Source organism: Azospira sp. I09, from assembly GCF_009177135.1.
GTDB lineage: Bacteria > Pseudomonadota > Gammaproteobacteria > Burkholderiales > Rhodocyclaceae > Azospira > Azospira oryzae.
Genome location: NZ_AP021844.1, coordinates 2,636,281 through 2,651,133, shown reverse-complemented (window position 1 = coordinate 2,651,133; position 14,853 = coordinate 2,636,281). Strand labels below are relative to the sequence as shown.

Sequence of the window (14,853 nt, the reverse complement as noted above, 5' to 3'; positions counted from 1 at the left end):
TGCTGCTTAGATGGGGCGGTTCTCGTCCCGCTCCACGGGCTGGTACTGGGGCAGGAGCAGGACGTAGGTGGCGGGAACCCAGAGCAGGGCCGCCACCAGGGGGCCGATCAGGTAGCCGAAGCCGGGGAAGGCAGCGCCGGTGGCCATGCGGGCGGCAAGCTGCAGGACCTGCACCATGAACAACAGGGGAAAGACCTGCAGCGCCTGCTGCAGCAGGGGAAACCACAGGATGCGGCGGGACAGGCTGGAGGCGATGTAGCTCATCAGCACGTAGGCCAGGGCGTGCTGGCCCATGAGGCTGCCGTCCGCCACGTCCATGGCCAGGCCCAGGATGAAGGACCAGCCCATGCTCACCTTGCGGAATTCGCGCACGCTCCAGAAGCACAACACCAGGGCCACCCAGTCGGGCACCCCGGGCCAGTGGGCGGTGGGCATCAGATTGAGCAGCAGGGCCAGCACCAGGGTCAGGGTGATGAACCAGGGCCGGACCGGCAGCAGGATGCGGGAGGAGGTAAAGGTCGGCTGCATGGCTTAGTTCCCGACGCTGCGCTTGATGCGGCGCACCTTGGAGGAGGCAGGCTTGTCACCTTCGGCCGGGGTGGCAGAGGCCTCGGCCGGCCGGGGCGGCAGGGCCTCCCGCGGGTTGAGGATCATCACTTCGCCGAAATGCTCGACCCCGGCCACCGGGACGCAGATGATGCGGGCGAAGGAGTAGGTAGTGTCCCGCTCCATGTGCACCACCTTGGCCACCGGGAAGCCGGCGGGGAAGATGCCGTCCAGGCCCGAGGTCACCAGCACGTCGCCGTTCTGCACGTCGGCGTTGGCCGGCATGTAGCGCAGCTCCAGCTGGCCGTTGCCGAGGCCGAAGACGACGGAGCGCAGGCCGCTGCGCACCACCTGCACGGGCACGGCCTGGTCCTTGTCGGTGATCAGGGTGATTTCGGAAAGCAGGGGATAGACCCGGGTCACCTGGCCGATGACGCCCAGGTGGTCCACCACCGGCTGGCCGGCCAGCACGTTGTCCTGCATGCCCTTGTCCACGATGACGCGGCGGGAGAAGGGGTCCCGGGCGGCATAGAGTATCTGGGCCAGTTGGCCGCCGGTGGGCAGGCGCTCCTTGACCCCCAGCAGCTCGCGCAGGTGGCGGTTCTCCGCCTCCAGGTGCTGGTGCCGCTGCAGGATGGTGGCCGCCTCCAGTTGGGTATGCTTGAGCTGGTCGTTTTCCTTCTGCAGGGAGATCAGGCTGGCGAAATACTCGTCCACCTGGGAGAAGCCCTTGGAGGGCGCATGGGCCAGCATCTGCAGGGGAGTGGTGAACACCGCCACGCCCTGGCGCACCCATTCCAGGTAATGGAACTTGTGGTCCAGCACCATCAGGGAGATGGAGAGGCCCAGATAGAGGGAGAGCAGGGCCAGGGGAGCCGGGCCGCGCTTGAAGAATGGCGGTGGAGAGTGGTCGATGCCGGCCACGTCAGACTTTCCGGGGGGTTACATGACCGCGCCGCGAAGGCTGCGGAAAAAACCAAGCCCCGGCACTGGCCGGGGCGGTGGTGGGAAGGGAGGAGAGCGGGGTGTCGGGGATCGGCTGGCGTTCCCGTTCCATGCTCATCCTCACCCGGTGCGGCCTTACTCGGAGGCGAAGATGCTGCCGAGCTTGTCCATCTTTTCCAGCGCCATGCCGGAGCCGCGCACCACGCAGGTCAGGGGGTCTTCGGCAACGATCACGGGCAGGCCGGTCTCTTCCATCAGCAGACGGTCCAGGTCCCGCAGCAGGGCGCCGCCGCCGGTCAGGACCATGCCCTTCTCGGCGATGTCCGCGCCCAGTTCGGGCGGGGTCTGTTCCAGGGCGCTCTTCACGGCGGAGACGATCTGGTTCAGGGGATCGGTCAGGGCTTCCAGGATTTCGTTGGAGGAAATGGTGAAGCTGCGGGGAATGCCCTCGGCCAGGTTGCGGCCCTTCACTTCCATTTCCTTCACTTCGGAACCGGGGAAGGCGGAGCCGATTTCCTTCTTGATGTTCTCGGCGGTGGTCTCGCCGATCAGCATGCCGTAGTTGCGGCGGATGTAGTTGATGATGGCTTCGTCGAACTTGTCGCCGCCCACCCGCACGGAACCGGCATAGACCATGCCGCCCAGGGAGATGACGCCCACTTCGGTGGTGCCGCCGCCGATGTCCACCACCATGGAGCCGGTGGCGTCGGCCACGGGCAGGCCGGCACCGATGGCCGCGGCCATGGGTTCCTCGATCAGGTACACCTGGGAGGCGCCGGCGCCGATGGCGGATTCGCGGATGGCGCGACGTTCCACCTGGGTGGAGCCGCAGGGCACGCAGATGATGATGCGCGGCGAGGGGGAGAACATGCGGGAATCGTGGACCTTCTTGATGAACTGCTTGAGCATCTGCTCGGTCACGGTGAAGTCCGCGATCACGCCGTCCTTCATGGGGCGGATGGCGGTGATGGAGCCGGGGGTCTTGCCGAGCATCTGCTTGGCTTCCTTGCCGACTGCCTGAATGGTTTTCTTGGCGTTGGGTCCGCCTTCGAGGCGGATGGCGACCACGGAGGGTTCGTCGAGAACGATGCCCTGACCGCGCACGTAGATCAGCGTGTTGGCGGTGCCCAGGTCGATGGCCAGGTCGTTGGAGAAGTAGCTGCGGAGAAAGCCGAACATGGGGTATTGAATCCGTAAAACAGCGGGGAGAAGGGGATTTATGATACCTTATATCGCTTTGCAGCATAAGTTTTTGCCTAGAATTTAATCACCCGGCGCTTCGCCGGCTTTCACCCCCAGCCAGCCCATGTCCCTTACTCCCGATCAGGTCCGGCGCATCGCCCATCTTGCCCGCATCGAAACCTCCGAAGCGGAAGTCCAGACCACCCTCGAGCACCTCAACGGCATTTTCTCCCTGATCGAGGAAATGCAGGCCGTGAACACCCAGGGGGTCGAGCCCATGGCCCACGCCCAGGACCTGGCCCAGCGCCTGCGGGACGACGTGGTCAGCGAAAGCGACCGCCGCGCCGCCTTCCAGGCCGTGGCGCCGGAAACCGAAGCCGGGCTCTACCTGGTGCCCAAGGTCATCGAATAGGCGGGAGCGCTGCCGCGCCCTTGCTTCGCGCCCTCCCCTGCCCCCGACTCGCTCCCTACCGACCATGCTCAATTCCAGCCTTAAAGAACTCGCCCAGGCCCTGGCCGGCAAGAAGATCTCCAGCGTCGAGCTGACCCAGCTGTATCTGGACCGCATCAACCGGCTCAACCCGGCCATCAACGCCTACGTCTCCACCCAGCCGGAGCGCTCCCTGGCCCAGGCCAAGGCGGCCGACGCCCGCCTCGCCGCTGGCGACGCCGGCCCCCTGACCGGCATCCCCCTGGCCCAGAAGGACATCTTCTGCGCCGAGGGCTGGCTCACCACCTGCGGCTCCAAGATGCTGGCCAACTTCGTCAGCCCCTACGACGCCACGGTGATCCAGAAATTCGACGCCGCCGGCGCCGTGAATCTGGGCAAGACCAATATGGACGAGTTCGCCATGGGCTCCTCCAACGAAACCTCCTTCTTCGGCCCGGTGAAGAACCCCTGGGACCAGAGCCGGGTGCCCGGCGGCTCCTCCGGCGGTTCCGCCGCCGCCGTGGCGGCCCGTCTGGCGCCGGCCGCCACCGGCACCGACACCGGCGGCTCCATCCGCCAGCCCGCCGCCCTGTGCAACCTCACCGGCCTGAAGCCCACCTACGGCGTGGTTTCCCGCTGGGGCATGATCGCCTTCGCCTCCTCCCTCGACCAGGCCGGCCCCATGGCCCGCTCCGCCGAGGATTGCGGCCTGCTGCTCAACGCCATGGCCGGCTTCGACCCCAAGGATTCCACCAGCCTGGAACGCCCGGTGGAGGACTACACCCGGAAACTGAACGCCCCGGCTGCCGCCAAGCCCCTGGCCGGCCTCAAGATCGGCCTGCCCAAGGAGTTCTTCGGCGAAGGCTGCGACGCCGCCGTGATGGCCGCCATCCAGGCCGCCATCGAGCAGTACAAGACCCTCGGTGCCGAGATGGTGGAAGTGAGCCTGCCCAACATGAAGCTGTCGGTGCCGGCCTACTACGTCATCGCCCCGGCCGAGGCCAGCTCCAACCTCTCCCGCTTCGATGGCGTGCGCTACGGCTACCGCGCCCCGGAGTACGACAGCCTGGACGACATGTACGCCAAGAGCCGGGCCCAGGGCTTCGGCGCCGAGGTGAAGCGCCGCATCCTGATCGGCACCTACGTGCTCTCCCACGGCTACTACGACGCCTACTACCTGCAGGCCCAGCGCATCCGCCGGCTCATTGCCGAGGATTTCGTCGCCGCCTTCAAGCAGTGCGACGTGATCCTGGGGCCCACCAGCCCCTCCACCGCCTTCAAGCTCGGCGACAAGGCCGGCGACCCGGTGCAGATGTACCTTTCCGACATCTACACCATCGCCGTGAACCTGGCCGGCCTGCCCGGCATGTCCCTGCCCTGCGGCTTTGCCGAGGGCCTGCCGGTGGGTCTGCAGCTGATCGGCAACTACTTCGACGAAGCCCGCCTGCTCAACGTCGCCCACCGCTACCAGCAGGTCACCGACTGGCACGGGCGCGCGCCCGCCGGCCTGGAGTAAGGCGGATGGGGCTGCCTGGTCGCCGCGGCGCATGGGTACTGGTTCTTGGCGGCATCATCGCCACGATCCTTGCCGGATGCGCCACGCCGCCCCCCCCTGCCGAACCTCTGCCGGACAACGTGGCCAGCGAACCGCCGCCGGCGGACAAGTACGATTTCAGCCGGCCCCTGAAGCACCTCAACGGCCGCAACCTGAAGCCCATCCCCACCCGGCCCCTCAACGTCGCCGGCAACTGCGCCTTCCGCGATCCCACCGGCTACCGGGGCAACATCCAGCTGCAGGTGAAGGAAGCCGAAGTGAAACGCTTCACCGCCAAGGTGGATGTGCCGAAGAAGGGCTCCTGCCAGTTCGCCCTGAAGGACTTCCGCCAGGTGGAAACCCTGCCCCAGGTGCGCCTGGCCGCCGCCGACGGCTGCTCGGTGCGCATGTGGGAGCAGGACAAGAAAGTGACGGTGGCTTTCAACGGCTGCCAGGCCCAATGCAGCGGTGAGGCCGTGGATTACCTGTGGCCCATCCAGCTGGAACGCCGCAGCTGTTTTTAACGCTTGAATTTTTGCTTTCGAGAACGACATGAGCGCACGCAACTGGGAAGTGGTCATCGGCATCGAGACCCACGCACAGCTCTCCACCCAATCCAAGATTTTCTCCGGCTCCTCCACCGCCTTCGGCGCCCAGCCCAACGTCCAGGCCAGCGCCGTGGACCTGGCCCTGCCCGGCGTGCTGCCGGTGCTGAACCGGGGCGCCGTGGAATGCGCCATCAAGTTCGGCCTCTCCATCGGCGCCGAGGTGGCGGCAAAGTCCGTCTTCGCCCGCAAGAACTACTTCTACCCGGACCTGCCCAAGGGCTACCAGATCAGCCAGTTCGAGCTGCCGGTGGTGGTGGGCGGCGGTGTGCGCATCCAGGTCGGCCAGGGTGACAAGGCTTACGAGAAGGTGGTGCGCCTGACCCGGGCCCACCTGGAAGAGGATGCCGGCAAGTCCCTGCACGAGGACTTCCACGGCAAGTCCGGCATCGACCTCAACCGGGCCGGCACCCCCCTGCTGGAGATCGTCACCGAGCCCGACATGTGCTCCTCCGCCGAGGCCGTGGCCTACGCCAAGGCCCTGCACGCCCTGGTGCGCTGGATCGGCATCTGCGACGGCAACATGCAGGAAGGCTCCTTCCGCTGCGACGCCAACGTCTCCGTGCGCCGCCCCGGCGAGCCCCTGGGCACCCGTCGCGAAATCAAGAACCTCAACTCCTTCCGCTTCCTGCAGCAGGCCATCGACTACGAAATCCAGTGGCAGATCGACACCCTGGAAGACGGCGGCAAGATCCAGCAGGCCACCGTGCTGTTCGACCCGGATTCCGGCGAGACCCGGGTCATGCGCACCAAGGAAGACGCCCACGACTACCGCTACTTCCCCGATCCCGACCTGCTGCCCCTGGTCATCTCCCGGGAGTGGGTGGAGCGCACCAAGGCCACCCTGCCGGAGCTGCCCGAAGCCAAGCGCCAGCGCTTTATTAGTGACTATGGTCTTTCCCCTTATGCAGCCACGGTGCTTACTGGATCGGTAGAAATTTCTGCATACTATGAAGCTACGGTCGCTAACTGCCTAAATACTGTCGACATGACAAAAGTTATTGCCTCCGCTATTCCAACTGATGAGCGGAAGTCGGACTTGCCTGTTCATATCGATATTGCTCGTTTTAAAGTGCAAGCAAATTGTGCGAATTGGATCATGGGCGAACTCTCCGCCCGCCTCAACAAGGAGGACAAGGACATCGCCGCCTCCCCGGTGAGTGCCGCCCAGCTGGCCGGCCTCATCGCCCGCATCGCCGACAACACCATCTCCAACAACATCGCCAAGAAGGTATTCGAGGCCCTGTGGAACGGCGACGGCGCCAGCGCCGACGAAGTGATCGAGAATCAGGGCCTGAAACAGATCACCGACACGGGCGCCATCGAGAAGCTGGTGGACGAGGTGCTGGCCGCCAACGCCGCCAACGTGGCCGAGTACAAGGCCGGCAAGGAAAAGGCCTTCAACGCCCTGGTGGGCCAGGTGATGAAGGCGGCCAAGGGCAAGGCCAATCCCCAGCAGGTGAACGACCTGCTCAAGGCCAAGTTGGGCGGCTGATTGCCAAGCCTTGGCCAGACTCCCGAAAAGGGCAGCAGCAGCTGCCCTTTTTCTTTGCCGGCCCCGCTTTTTCCCGGATTTGATTCACCTCTTTCCGGAACGGGGGGCGCTTCATTACCATGGCTGCCATGAGCCGCTACCAGACCCTCGCCCTGCAAACGGAAAAGCTGATCAGCGACGGCCTGCTGCGGGCCGGCGACCGGCTGCCCTCGGTGCGCCAGGCCTGCCGCATCCACGACGTCAGTCCGGTGACGGTGTTGCAGGCCTACTACCTGCTCGAAGGCCGGGGGCTGATCGAGGCACGGCCCAAGTCCGGCTACTTCGTCCGGGCCCGGCTGGGCCAGGCCCTGCCCGAGCCGGAAATGACCCGGCCCCAGGGCCAATCCACCGCCCTCGATGTCAGCGACTTCATTTTCGAGATTCTGGAAAGCGTCAAGAATCCGGCGGTGGTGCCCTTCGGCTCCAGCTTCGCCAGCCCGGAGCTGTACCCCCTGGACAAGCTGGGCCGCTGCCTCGCCGCCGCCGCCCGCCACCTGGACCCGCGGGCCACAGTCACCGACCTGCCGCCGGGTAACGAGGAACTGCGCCGCCAGATCGCCCTGCGCTACCTTTCCCGGGGCGCCAACGTCTCGCCCCAGGAAATCGTCGTCACCTCCGGCGCCATGGAAGGCCTCAACCTCTGCCTGCAGGCCGTGACCCGGCCCGGGGACCTGGTGGCCATCGAATCCCCCACCTTCTACGCCAATCTCCAGGCCATCGAGCGCCTCGGCCTGAAGGTCATCGAAATCCCCACCCACCCCCGGGAAGGCATCAGCCTGGCAGCCCTGGAGGATGCCCTGCGGCAGCATCCGATCAAGGCCTGCCTGTGCATGCTGAACTTCTCCAACCCCATCACCGGCAGCCTCAGCGACGCCCGCAAGGCCGAGCTGGTGGCCCTGCTGGCCCGCTACCAGGTGCCCCTGATCGAGGACGACGTCTACGCCGAACTGTACTTCGGTGACCAGGCGCCGGCCCACGCCAAGGCCGAGGACCGGCACGGCCTGGTGCTGCACGTCTCCTCCTTCTCCAAGTCCCTGGCACCGGGTTACCGCATCGGCTGGGTGGCCGGCGGACGCTTCACCCAGAAGATCCAGCGCCTCAAGCTGACCACCAGCCTGGCCACCACGGTGCCGGTGCAGATCGCCCTGGCCGAATACCTCAAGCACGGCGGCTACGACAACCACCTGCGCCGCCTGCGCCGCACCTTCTCCCTGCAGGAGATCGCCATGGTCGGTGCCGTGGAGCGGCATTTCCCCGCCGGCACCCGGCTGGCCCGGCCCAGCGGCGGCTACTTCCTCTGGGTGGAGTTGCCCCCGGGCGTGGACACCCTGGCGCTGCACCGGCTGGCCCTGGACCAGGGCATCAGCATCGCCCCCGGCCCCATCTTCTCCGCCAAGCGGGAATACGGCCACTGCCTGCGCCTCAACTACGGCCACCCATGGACGCCGGCGACGGAAAAGGCCATCGCCGTCCTCGGCCAGATCATCGACAGCCTACTGCCCCGCTAAGGGCACTGAAGCGGGGCGCGGCCCCGCCGCACTTTTTCCCCCTCCCGATTTTCCCCTCCCGCCGAATCCTCATAAAGAACGCTTGCTGGGTCCGTGACGGGACGTCCGTCGCGACGGCACGGGCAGCCGCCGCTGCCCCACCTCAAAAAAATGGGGAACGACCCGAAGGCCGTTCCCCGCAGTGCTGCTGCCGTGTAACTCTTTGGCGGGCGCTGCCTACTTGCCTTTGCGGGCGCCGTTCTGTTCCAGATAGGTCTTGGCGCGCAGGCCGAGGTCGGCTGCCTTCACCTGGTACTGCCAGACTTGCTCGGCCCACAGGGTGGCCTGGTTCCAGTCCTTCTTCTTGGCAGCGTCTTCATGCTTGGCCTTGGCGTCCTTGATCTTGTTCAGCTGATCGACGGCGTCGTCCATCATGTTCACCACGTCCGGGAAATCCTTGTAATTCACGGAGGTGATGTAGCCGACCACCTGATCGATGACGGCCTGGGTATCGGCCACCTTCTTCAGCTGCTTCTTGTAGTCGTCTTCGCTGTAGATCGCCTTCTCGGCACCGGCGGTCTTGGTCGCCTTCCAGCCCTTCGGCTTGACCAGGAGGTAGCCCTGCATTTCCAGGTGCAGCGCGGAGCAGAACTCGGTGCAGTAGTAGGGATAGACGCCTTCCCTGTCGGCCTTCAGTTTCACCGTGACGGTCTTGCCCGGCTCGACGGAAGCGTGGACGTTGTAGGTGGAGACGGTGAAGCCGTGGGTCTCGTCCTGGGCCCGTTCCAGGTTGGTCAGGTGGATGGTGACTTCGTCGCCCACCTCGGCCTCGATGGTTTCCGGGGTGATGTGGGAGCGGATCAGGGTGCCGAAGACCTCGATCTTGTTGCCCTTTCTCACCGTCTTCTCTTCACCGGCCCGCACGGCACCGGCACTCGGCGCATCGGTGCGGCTGTTGGTGCCCACCTTGTAGCGGACGCCGGGCTTCAGCTTGGCGGCATCGATGGCAACGACGTAGTGGGGCTCGCCCAGGGGGATGGGCATGTCGTACAGCAGCTGCATCTTGTCGTTGCTGATGTCGATCAGCTGGTGGTTCTGCGGGTGCAGGGGGCCCACCGGGGTGAAGCGGTCGATGGAGAGCTTGTTCATGGCCACCAGGTAGCGGCCCTTGGGGTCCATGGAGTCGCCTTCCATGGTCATCAGGTGACCCACGTTGTAATGCACCGCGATCTTGTCCAGCACCCGGCCCTCGCAGTAGTCCCACTTGGCGATCTGGCTGTCCACATAGAGGGAGGTATAGGCGACGCACGACTTGGAGTCGTACTGGGTATGCAACGGGCCCAGGCCCACCTGCACGGTCTTGTGCAGGGTCTCCTTCATGCCCAGCACCGGGATGCCGTAGGCGTCCTTGGCCTCGAAGTTGCCGGCCTTGATGGCGGCCTGGATCTTCTCCCAGGAATAGACGATGACGTGGGTGTCCAGCTTGCCGGAAACGGTGATGAATTTTCCATCCGGCGAGACCATGACGCCGTGGGGCGACTTGGGTTCGGGAATGAGGAAGAGGATGCCTTCCTTCACCGCCGTCTCGATGGAGAGCACGTTGTGGCCGTTGATCTTCTTGGCCATGCCCTTGGCCACCAGTTCGGCGGCCTTCTTCCAGTTCACCACGTGCATGTAGTCGGTGTCCTTGGCGGAACAGCCGGCTTCATAGGGCGGACGGCCCTTCTCGATGCCGCCCACATAGCGCTCGGAGCAGAAAGAGTTGGTGAAGGACCAGCCGTCGGAGGGGCCCTTGCCGGCGTCGGACAAATCCTGGCTGTAGGGCGGCAGTTCGACGGAGAAGGAGTCCTTGGTCTGGATGCGGCCTTCCTTGCGGTCGAACTTCCAGTAGGTGACGCCGCCCCGGTACTTCTCGTTGAACTCTTCCAGGGGCACGAACTTCTTGTTGTCCAGGGGTGCCGCGTACTGGGCCGCCTCGATGATGTACTCGGTATTGGGAGTGACGAAGGCGCCGCCGTGCTCGGAGCGGAAGATGGGATTGGCGACGATCTGCTTGGTCTCGAAGTCCCGCAGGTCGATCACCGCCAGGCGCGGATTGGCCTTGTCGTTGATGAAGAGGAACTGGCCGTCGTACTTGCCCTGGGTCTCGGACATGGCCGGGTGGTGGGTGTCGCCCCAGGTGATGTCGCGGCCGTCGATCCTGCCCTGGGCCAGCACCGCCTTGGATTCCTCGTCGTAGCCGTAGCCCTGCCAGGGCTCGGGGGTGAACACGCCGATGTACTTGAGGATGCGCATGGAGGGAATGCCATACACGATCACCTGGCCGGACTGGCCGCCGGAGGAGAAGGCGACGAACTCGTCGCGCTTGCCCGTCGGCACATAGGTCTTGGCCGCCGCCAGCAGGTCCTGCTGGGACAGGTTGCGGCGCTTCATCACGTCCTGCAAGGACTCGGCCCCGGCGGCCGAGCCGGCCCACAGGGCGCCGATGCCCAGGGCTGCGGCGAGAAAGGCCGCAATGGGTTTTTGAGGTTTCATTGAACGCTCCCCTTTTGAAATATGGACCCGCCTCCCTGACGGAGGCGGACGCCACGGCAGCAAACGGGCTGCCATGACTGCCGCGTCAGTAAACCACCGGGACTCTCCGGGGAACGGGGGCAGAACACCGGATTTCCGATAGCTACAGATCGGCACCGATATCAAAACCGTAGCCGGCCGCGGGGCACCTCAAGCCAAGCGGCGCAGGGCATGGCGCAGCTCGCCGCCTTCCGGCACGACGCTGCAGGGACAGGGCGAGAAGTTTTCCATGCGGTCGATGCGGGGCAGGTGATTGACCCGCTGCACCACGCCCTGCTGGGCCAGCTTGCGCACGGCCCGGGAAAGATAGGCCGGGCTGCAGCCGATGCGCCGCGCCAGGATGGCCATGGGCAGGGGGCCCGCCGGCTCCGGCGGTGCCGGCGACAAATGGGCGCAGGTCTCGCCGCAACGCAGGTAGCAGACCAGCCGCTCGGCCACGGAGAAGGCCACGGTCTTTTCCCGCTCCTGTTCCAGGCGGGCGATGTCGGCGGCGATGCGGGCCGCCAGCCGGTGCCGGAACTCGGGCACGGTGGCCAGCCACAGGTCCAGCAGTTCCACATCCACGTGGACCACGGAGGAATAGGTGACAGCCCGCACCTGGTAGCCCGGCACCGTGGCCCCGGCATGGAGGCATTCCAGGCCGAACAGGTCGGATTCGGCGAGGATGCGCATGCAGCGCTCGTTGCCGTCCGCCGTGGTGATCAACAGTTCCATGCGGCCATGCTGGATGTAGAACAGGCCCGGCCGGTCGTAGCCGTCCAGTACCAGGCGGCCGGGACCGTAGCGCCGCAGGCAGACATGACGGTCGGCCAGTCCCTGCTCCGTATTGGCAATCAGACCTGGCAGCAGGTTGCGCATCGGCTCGCCTCCAATTCGCGACTAGGAGCCGCGGGCCAGTTTGCGCTGCAGGGTGCGGCGATGCATCTTCAGGGACTTGGCCGCCGCGCTCTTGTTGCCCTTGTATTCCGCCAGGACCCGCTCCAGGAATTCCCGCTCCAACTCCCTCAGGCTCTTGCCCGGGGCCCCCGGAGCGGCGGCCGGCAATGGGGCCCAGCTGAGGGACAAGGCATCCGGCACTTCCCCCGGGACAACGGACTCCAGGGGAATCAGGCCTGGCAGGCGGGCTGCCATTTCCGCCATGTCCGCCATATCCCACTCCACACCGCTGGGCTGAACCAACAGGGCAACGACTTTCATCACCGGCTCCAAGAACTGTATGGGAGCCGAGTAGACCATTCCCCTGCCGGCAATAACAGCGTCAGAACTTCGCTAATTCGCTAGGAACAGTTGCCCCGGACGACAAAAAAGCCCCGGTGCCTGGGACAGGCGGACCGGGGCTGGTGGGAGTACGCGATTACAGGGAGAAGAAGCGGGCCACCGGCCGGCCGAAAAAGGCGGTGAGCAACAGCAGCAGGGGTGTCAGCAGGATGAAGGCCCGCAACAGCCAGGCGATGAAGGGGTGGGCCCGGTGGGATTCGATGAAATGGCGGGCCACCAGGGTGCCCTTGCCCCACAGGATGGCGGCCACCAGCAGGGGTAGCCAGGCCGCCCCGTGGAACCATTCCCCCAGGAACAGGCTGAGGAAGGTCAGGACCACCAGGGCCAGCCAGGGCAGAACCGGTGCGCCGGGCGGCAGCAGGGAAGACGGGGAGGACGGATGCATGGCGTCGGTCTCCTTCAGGCCAGGACGTAGAACAGGGGATAGAGGATCAGCCAGATGATGTCCGTGGCGTGCCAGTAGCTGGCCAGGGCCTCCAGGCCGCTGTGGTCCTCCCGGGAATAACCGCCCAGGACCAGCCGCACCAGCACCCAGAGCATGCCCAGGATGCCCCAGGAGGCGTGCACCAGATGGTTGAAGGTCAGGTAGTAATAGACCGTGTAGAAAATGCCGGCGCTGCCGTCGATGCCCTGGGCCAGGTTGCCGGTAATCTCGTAGACCTTCACCACCGGGTAGCCGAGGGCCACCACCAGGGCCGCCACCAGCCACAGCACCGCCTGCCGCCGGGGCCGGCCGGCGCGCAGGGCCGCCACGGCGCAGGCGACGAAGAAGCTGCTGGTGACCATGAGCACGGTGATGGTGGTGCCCGCCGTCTTGTTGAGCAGTTCCGAACCGTTGGCAAAGGCCTCGGGGTAATGGGCCCGGGCGATGAAATAGACGGCGAACATCAGGGCGAATTCGACGAATTCGCAGGTGATGCCGACCCAGATGCCCTTGTTGCCGGGAATCCAGCCCCTGCCCTGGGCAAGGCTATGCCCCGGCCCGGACTGCCCCAGGCCGCCGATGTCGATTTCCGGCTTGATGACCGCCTCCATCCTGCTTCTCCTCATGACCCCACGGTCCGGACTGTCCGGACATGGGCCCCATTGTTCCCCGTCCCGCCGCCCGGCAGCGGGTACAGCCGGTGAGCTTTTCCATGGGAACAGCCGGGACTCCCAGTCTGGCACTTCGGATCGGGGCAATAATTTGATGGGAATCAAGGCCATGTGCAGGTCTGGGAGTGCCCTGGATGAAGGTCGGCCGGCAATCTGTTCCTATCGAAAACACGACTTACTGAATCTGTATACGAATCCTGGCCGGTGTTCTACTCGCAGCAACGGAAATCCCCCTATTCCCATTGCCAGCGAAAGACCGAGCATGAGCCACAAGACCGTCAACAAGGTACAGAGCGCCCGCATCGCCCTGTACCGCAACAAGCGCCAGATCCACCCCCGGGCCGTCAGCGGCCGCTTCAACAGTCTGCGCTGGCTCATGGTGTGGGCCACCCAGATCGTCTTCTACGGCGCCTGCTGGCTGGAGTGGGATGGCCGCCAGGCCCTGCTGTTCGACATCGTGCACGAGAAGCTGTACCTCTTCGGCCTGGTGCTGTGGCCCCAGGATGCCCTGCTGCTGGCCCTGGTGCTGATCCTCTCGGCCACCGGCCTGTTCCTCGTCACCGCCGTGGCCGGCCGCCTCTTCTGCGGCTTCGCCTGTCCCCAGACGGTGTACACCAGCATCTTCATGTGGGTGGAGGCCAAGGTGGAAGGGGACCACCTGGCCCGCCTGAAGCTGGCCGAGCGGCCCCTGGACGCTGACAAGCTGCTGCGCAAGGGCGCCAAGCACGGCCTGTGGCTGGCCATCGCCCTGTGGACCGGCATCACCTTCGTCGGCTACTTCACCCCCATCCGGCAGCTGCTGCCCCACCTGGCCGCCTTCACCCTGGGCCCCTGGGAAGCCTTCTGGCTGATCTTCTACACCCTGTTCACCTATGTGCAGGCCGGCTTCACCCGGGAGATGGTGTGCCAGCACATGTGCCCCTACTCCCGCTTCCAGGGTGTCATGTTCGATCCGGAAACCCGCAACGTGGCCTATGACGCGGCCCGGGGCGAACCCCGCGGCGCCAGGCGGCAGAGCGGCCAGGGCGACTGCATCGACTGCGGCATCTGCGTCCAGGTCTGTCCTACCGGCATCGACATCCGGGACGGTCTGCAATACCAGTGCATCAACTGCGGCCTGTGCATCGACGCCTGCGATACGGTGATGGACAAGGTGGGCAGCCCCCGGGGCCTGATCCGCTTCGCCTCGGAAACCGAACTGGCCAGCGGCCGGCAGAGTTCGCGCCACTGGAAGCGGCCCCGCCTGGCGGTCTACGCCACGGTGCTGGGCTGCTTCACCCTGCTCGGCGCCTGGACCCTGTCCGAGCGCTCCCTGCTGCTGGTGGACGTGCTGCGGGACCGGGGCTCCCTGGTGCGGGAAACGGCGGAGGGCGACTTCGAGAACGCCTACACCCTGAAGCTGATGAACCTGGCGGAGCAGGAGCGGGAATTCGAAGTGCGGGCGGAAGGCCTGCCGGGCATCCGGATCCAGGGAGCGCAGCGCTTCGCCGCCCCCGCCGGCGCCACGGCCCCGGTCCATGTCACCGTGGCCGTCCCGGGGCCGGCGGAGCGGCAAGGCATCCAGCCCATCCGCTTCCACATTGTCGCCATGGACGATCCGCGTACCCGGCGGGAGGAGCGCAGCACCTTCGTCCTGCCCTGAG

General features: G+C 65.8%; 14 protein-coding genes. 6 read left to right on the top strand and 8 right to left on the bottom strand.

The genetic code is table 11. The annotated features are described in order from the left end of the window. Positions 1–6: 6 nt before the first annotated feature. The 3 genes from mreD to AZSP09_RS12370 all read right to left on the bottom strand — a co-directional run bounded on the left by mreD (position 7) and on the right by AZSP09_RS12370 (position 2,670). Positions 7–528 carry a rod shape-determining protein MreD gene (gene mreD, locus AZSP09_RS12380; protein ID WP_014235997.1) on the bottom strand — a complete coding sequence of 174 codons (522 nt, stop codon included), beginning with the start codon at positions 526–528 and terminating at the stop codon, positions 7–9. Between the two features lie 3 nt (positions 529–531). Next, positions 532–1,470 carry a rod shape-determining protein MreC gene (gene mreC, locus AZSP09_RS12375; protein ID WP_014235996.1) on the bottom strand — a complete coding sequence of 313 codons (939 nt, stop codon included), beginning with the start codon at positions 1,468–1,470 and terminating at the stop codon, positions 532–534. A 156-nt stretch (positions 1,471–1,626) separates the two neighbouring features. Continuing rightward, positions 1,627–2,670 (bottom strand): rod shape-determining protein, encoded by a 1,044-nt coding sequence (locus AZSP09_RS12370; protein ID WP_014235995.1) that lies wholly within the window; start codon positions 2,668–2,670, stop codon positions 1,627–1,629. 127 nt (positions 2,671–2,797) lie between these two features. Between AZSP09_RS12370 and gatC the strand changes: the two genes are divergently transcribed. The 5 genes from gatC to AZSP09_RS12345 all read left to right on the top strand — a co-directional run bounded on the left by gatC (position 2,798) and on the right by AZSP09_RS12345 (position 8,284). Beyond that, complete coding sequence (gatC, locus tag AZSP09_RS12365) at positions 2,798–3,085, top strand: Asp-tRNA(Asn)/Glu-tRNA(Gln) amidotransferase subunit GatC (protein ID WP_014235994.1); 288 nt, start codon at positions 2,798–2,800, stop codon at positions 3,083–3,085. A gap of 64 nt (positions 3,086–3,149) precedes the next feature. After that, positions 3,150–4,619 carry an Asp-tRNA(Asn)/Glu-tRNA(Gln) amidotransferase subunit GatA gene (gene gatA / locus AZSP09_RS12360; RefSeq protein WP_152090210.1) on the top strand — a complete coding sequence of 490 codons (1,470 nt, stop codon included), beginning with the start codon at positions 3,150–3,152 and terminating at the stop codon, positions 4,617–4,619. Positions 4,620–4,624: 5 nt separating this feature from the next. Further along, positions 4,625–5,161 carry a hypothetical protein gene (locus AZSP09_RS12355; protein WP_014235992.1) on the top strand — a complete coding sequence of 179 codons (537 nt, stop codon included), beginning with the start codon at positions 4,625–4,627 and terminating at the stop codon, positions 5,159–5,161. 28 nt (positions 5,162–5,189) lie between these two features. Then, a complete protein-coding gene (gatB, locus tag AZSP09_RS12350) occupies positions 5,190–6,737 on the top strand; it encodes an Asp-tRNA(Asn)/Glu-tRNA(Gln) amidotransferase subunit GatB (protein WP_152090209.1) in 1,548 nt (515 codons plus the stop codon). Between the two features lie 128 nt (positions 6,738–6,865). Beyond that, positions 6,866–8,284, top strand: coding sequence for an aminotransferase-like domain-containing protein (locus AZSP09_RS12345; RefSeq protein WP_043798743.1), 1,419 nt, complete (start codon positions 6,866–6,868; stop codon positions 8,282–8,284). 216 nt (positions 8,285–8,500) lie between these two features. Here AZSP09_RS12345 and nosZ read toward each other — a convergent pair whose 3' ends face one another. The 5 genes from nosZ to AZSP09_RS12320 form a co-directional block, all read right to left on the bottom strand. Continuing rightward, positions 8,501–10,798, bottom strand: a complete 2,298-nt coding sequence (nosZ, locus tag AZSP09_RS12340; RefSeq protein ID WP_152090208.1) for a Sec-dependent nitrous-oxide reductase — start codon at positions 10,796–10,798, stop codon at positions 8,501–8,503. 189 nt (positions 10,799–10,987) lie between these two features. Then, on the bottom strand, positions 10,988–11,695 hold the full coding sequence (locus AZSP09_RS12335) for a Crp/Fnr family transcriptional regulator (RefSeq protein ID WP_152090207.1): 708 nt from the start codon (positions 11,693–11,695) through the stop codon (positions 10,988–10,990). A 21-nt stretch (positions 11,696–11,716) separates the two neighbouring features. Further along, positions 11,717–12,034: a helix-turn-helix domain-containing protein gene (locus tag AZSP09_RS12330; RefSeq protein WP_232058793.1), complete on the bottom strand. Its 318-nt coding sequence runs from the start codon at positions 12,032–12,034 to the stop codon at positions 11,717–11,719. 157 nt (positions 12,035–12,191) lie between these two features. Next, positions 12,192–12,500, bottom strand: a complete 309-nt coding sequence (locus AZSP09_RS12325) for a hypothetical protein (protein WP_014235986.1) — start codon at positions 12,498–12,500, stop codon at positions 12,192–12,194. 14 nt (positions 12,501–12,514) lie between these two features. Further along, entirely contained in the window at positions 12,515–13,150 is a 636-nt protein-coding gene (locus tag AZSP09_RS12320) for a cytochrome c oxidase subunit 3 family protein (protein WP_014235985.1), read from the bottom strand. Positions 13,151–13,472: 322 nt separating this feature from the next. On the opposite strand from AZSP09_RS12320, the gene ccoG reads away from it, so the two are divergent. Continuing rightward, complete coding sequence (ccoG, locus tag AZSP09_RS12315) at positions 13,473–14,852, top strand: cytochrome c oxidase accessory protein CcoG (RefSeq protein ID WP_152090205.1); 1,380 nt, start codon at positions 13,473–13,475, stop codon at positions 14,850–14,852. Position 14,853 lies beyond the last annotated feature (1 nt).

What these genes read in the sequence shown, in the direction of transcription:
- mreD (WP_014235997.1), bottom strand. Translation starts at nt 528, where the DNA reads ATGCAGCCGACCTTTACCTCCTCCCGCATCCTGCTGCCGGTCCGGCCC.
- AZSP09_RS12370 (WP_014235995.1), bottom strand. Translation starts at nt 2,670, where the DNA reads ATGTTCGGCTTTCTCCGCAGCTACTTCTCCAACGACCTGGCCATCGAC.
- gatC (WP_014235994.1), top strand. Translation starts at nt 2,798, where the DNA reads ATGTCCCTTACTCCCGATCAGGTCCGGCGCATCGCCCATCTTGCCCGC.
- gatA (WP_152090210.1), top strand. Translation starts at nt 3,150, where the DNA reads ATGCTCAATTCCAGCCTTAAAGAACTCGCCCAGGCCCTGGCCGGCAAG.
- AZSP09_RS12355 (WP_014235992.1), top strand. Translation starts at nt 4,625, where the DNA reads ATGGGGCTGCCTGGTCGCCGCGGCGCATGGGTACTGGTTCTTGGCGGC.
- gatB (WP_152090209.1), top strand. Translation starts at nt 5,190, where the DNA reads ATGAGCGCACGCAACTGGGAAGTGGTCATCGGCATCGAGACCCACGCA.
- AZSP09_RS12345 (WP_043798743.1), top strand. Translation starts at nt 6,866, where the DNA reads ATGAGCCGCTACCAGACCCTCGCCCTGCAAACGGAAAAGCTGATCAGC.
- nosZ (WP_152090208.1), bottom strand. Translation starts at nt 10,798, where the DNA reads ATGAAACCTCAAAAACCCATTGCGGCCTTTCTCGCCGCAGCCCTGGGC.
- AZSP09_RS12335 (WP_152090207.1), bottom strand. Translation starts at nt 11,695, where the DNA reads ATGCGCAACCTGCTGCCAGGTCTGATTGCCAATACGGAGCAGGGACTG.
- AZSP09_RS12330 (WP_232058793.1), bottom strand. Translation starts at nt 12,034, where the DNA reads ATGAAAGTCGTTGCCCTGTTGGTTCAGCCCAGCGGTGTGGAGTGGGAT.
- AZSP09_RS12325 (WP_014235986.1), bottom strand. Translation starts at nt 12,500, where the DNA reads ATGCATCCGTCCTCCCCGTCTTCCCTGCTGCCGCCCGGCGCACCGGTT.
- AZSP09_RS12320 (WP_014235985.1), bottom strand. Translation starts at nt 13,150, where the DNA reads ATGGAGGCGGTCATCAAGCCGGAAATCGACATCGGCGGCCTGGGGCAG.
- ccoG (WP_152090205.1), top strand. Translation starts at nt 13,473, where the DNA reads ATGAGCCACAAGACCGTCAACAAGGTACAGAGCGCCCGCATCGCCCTG.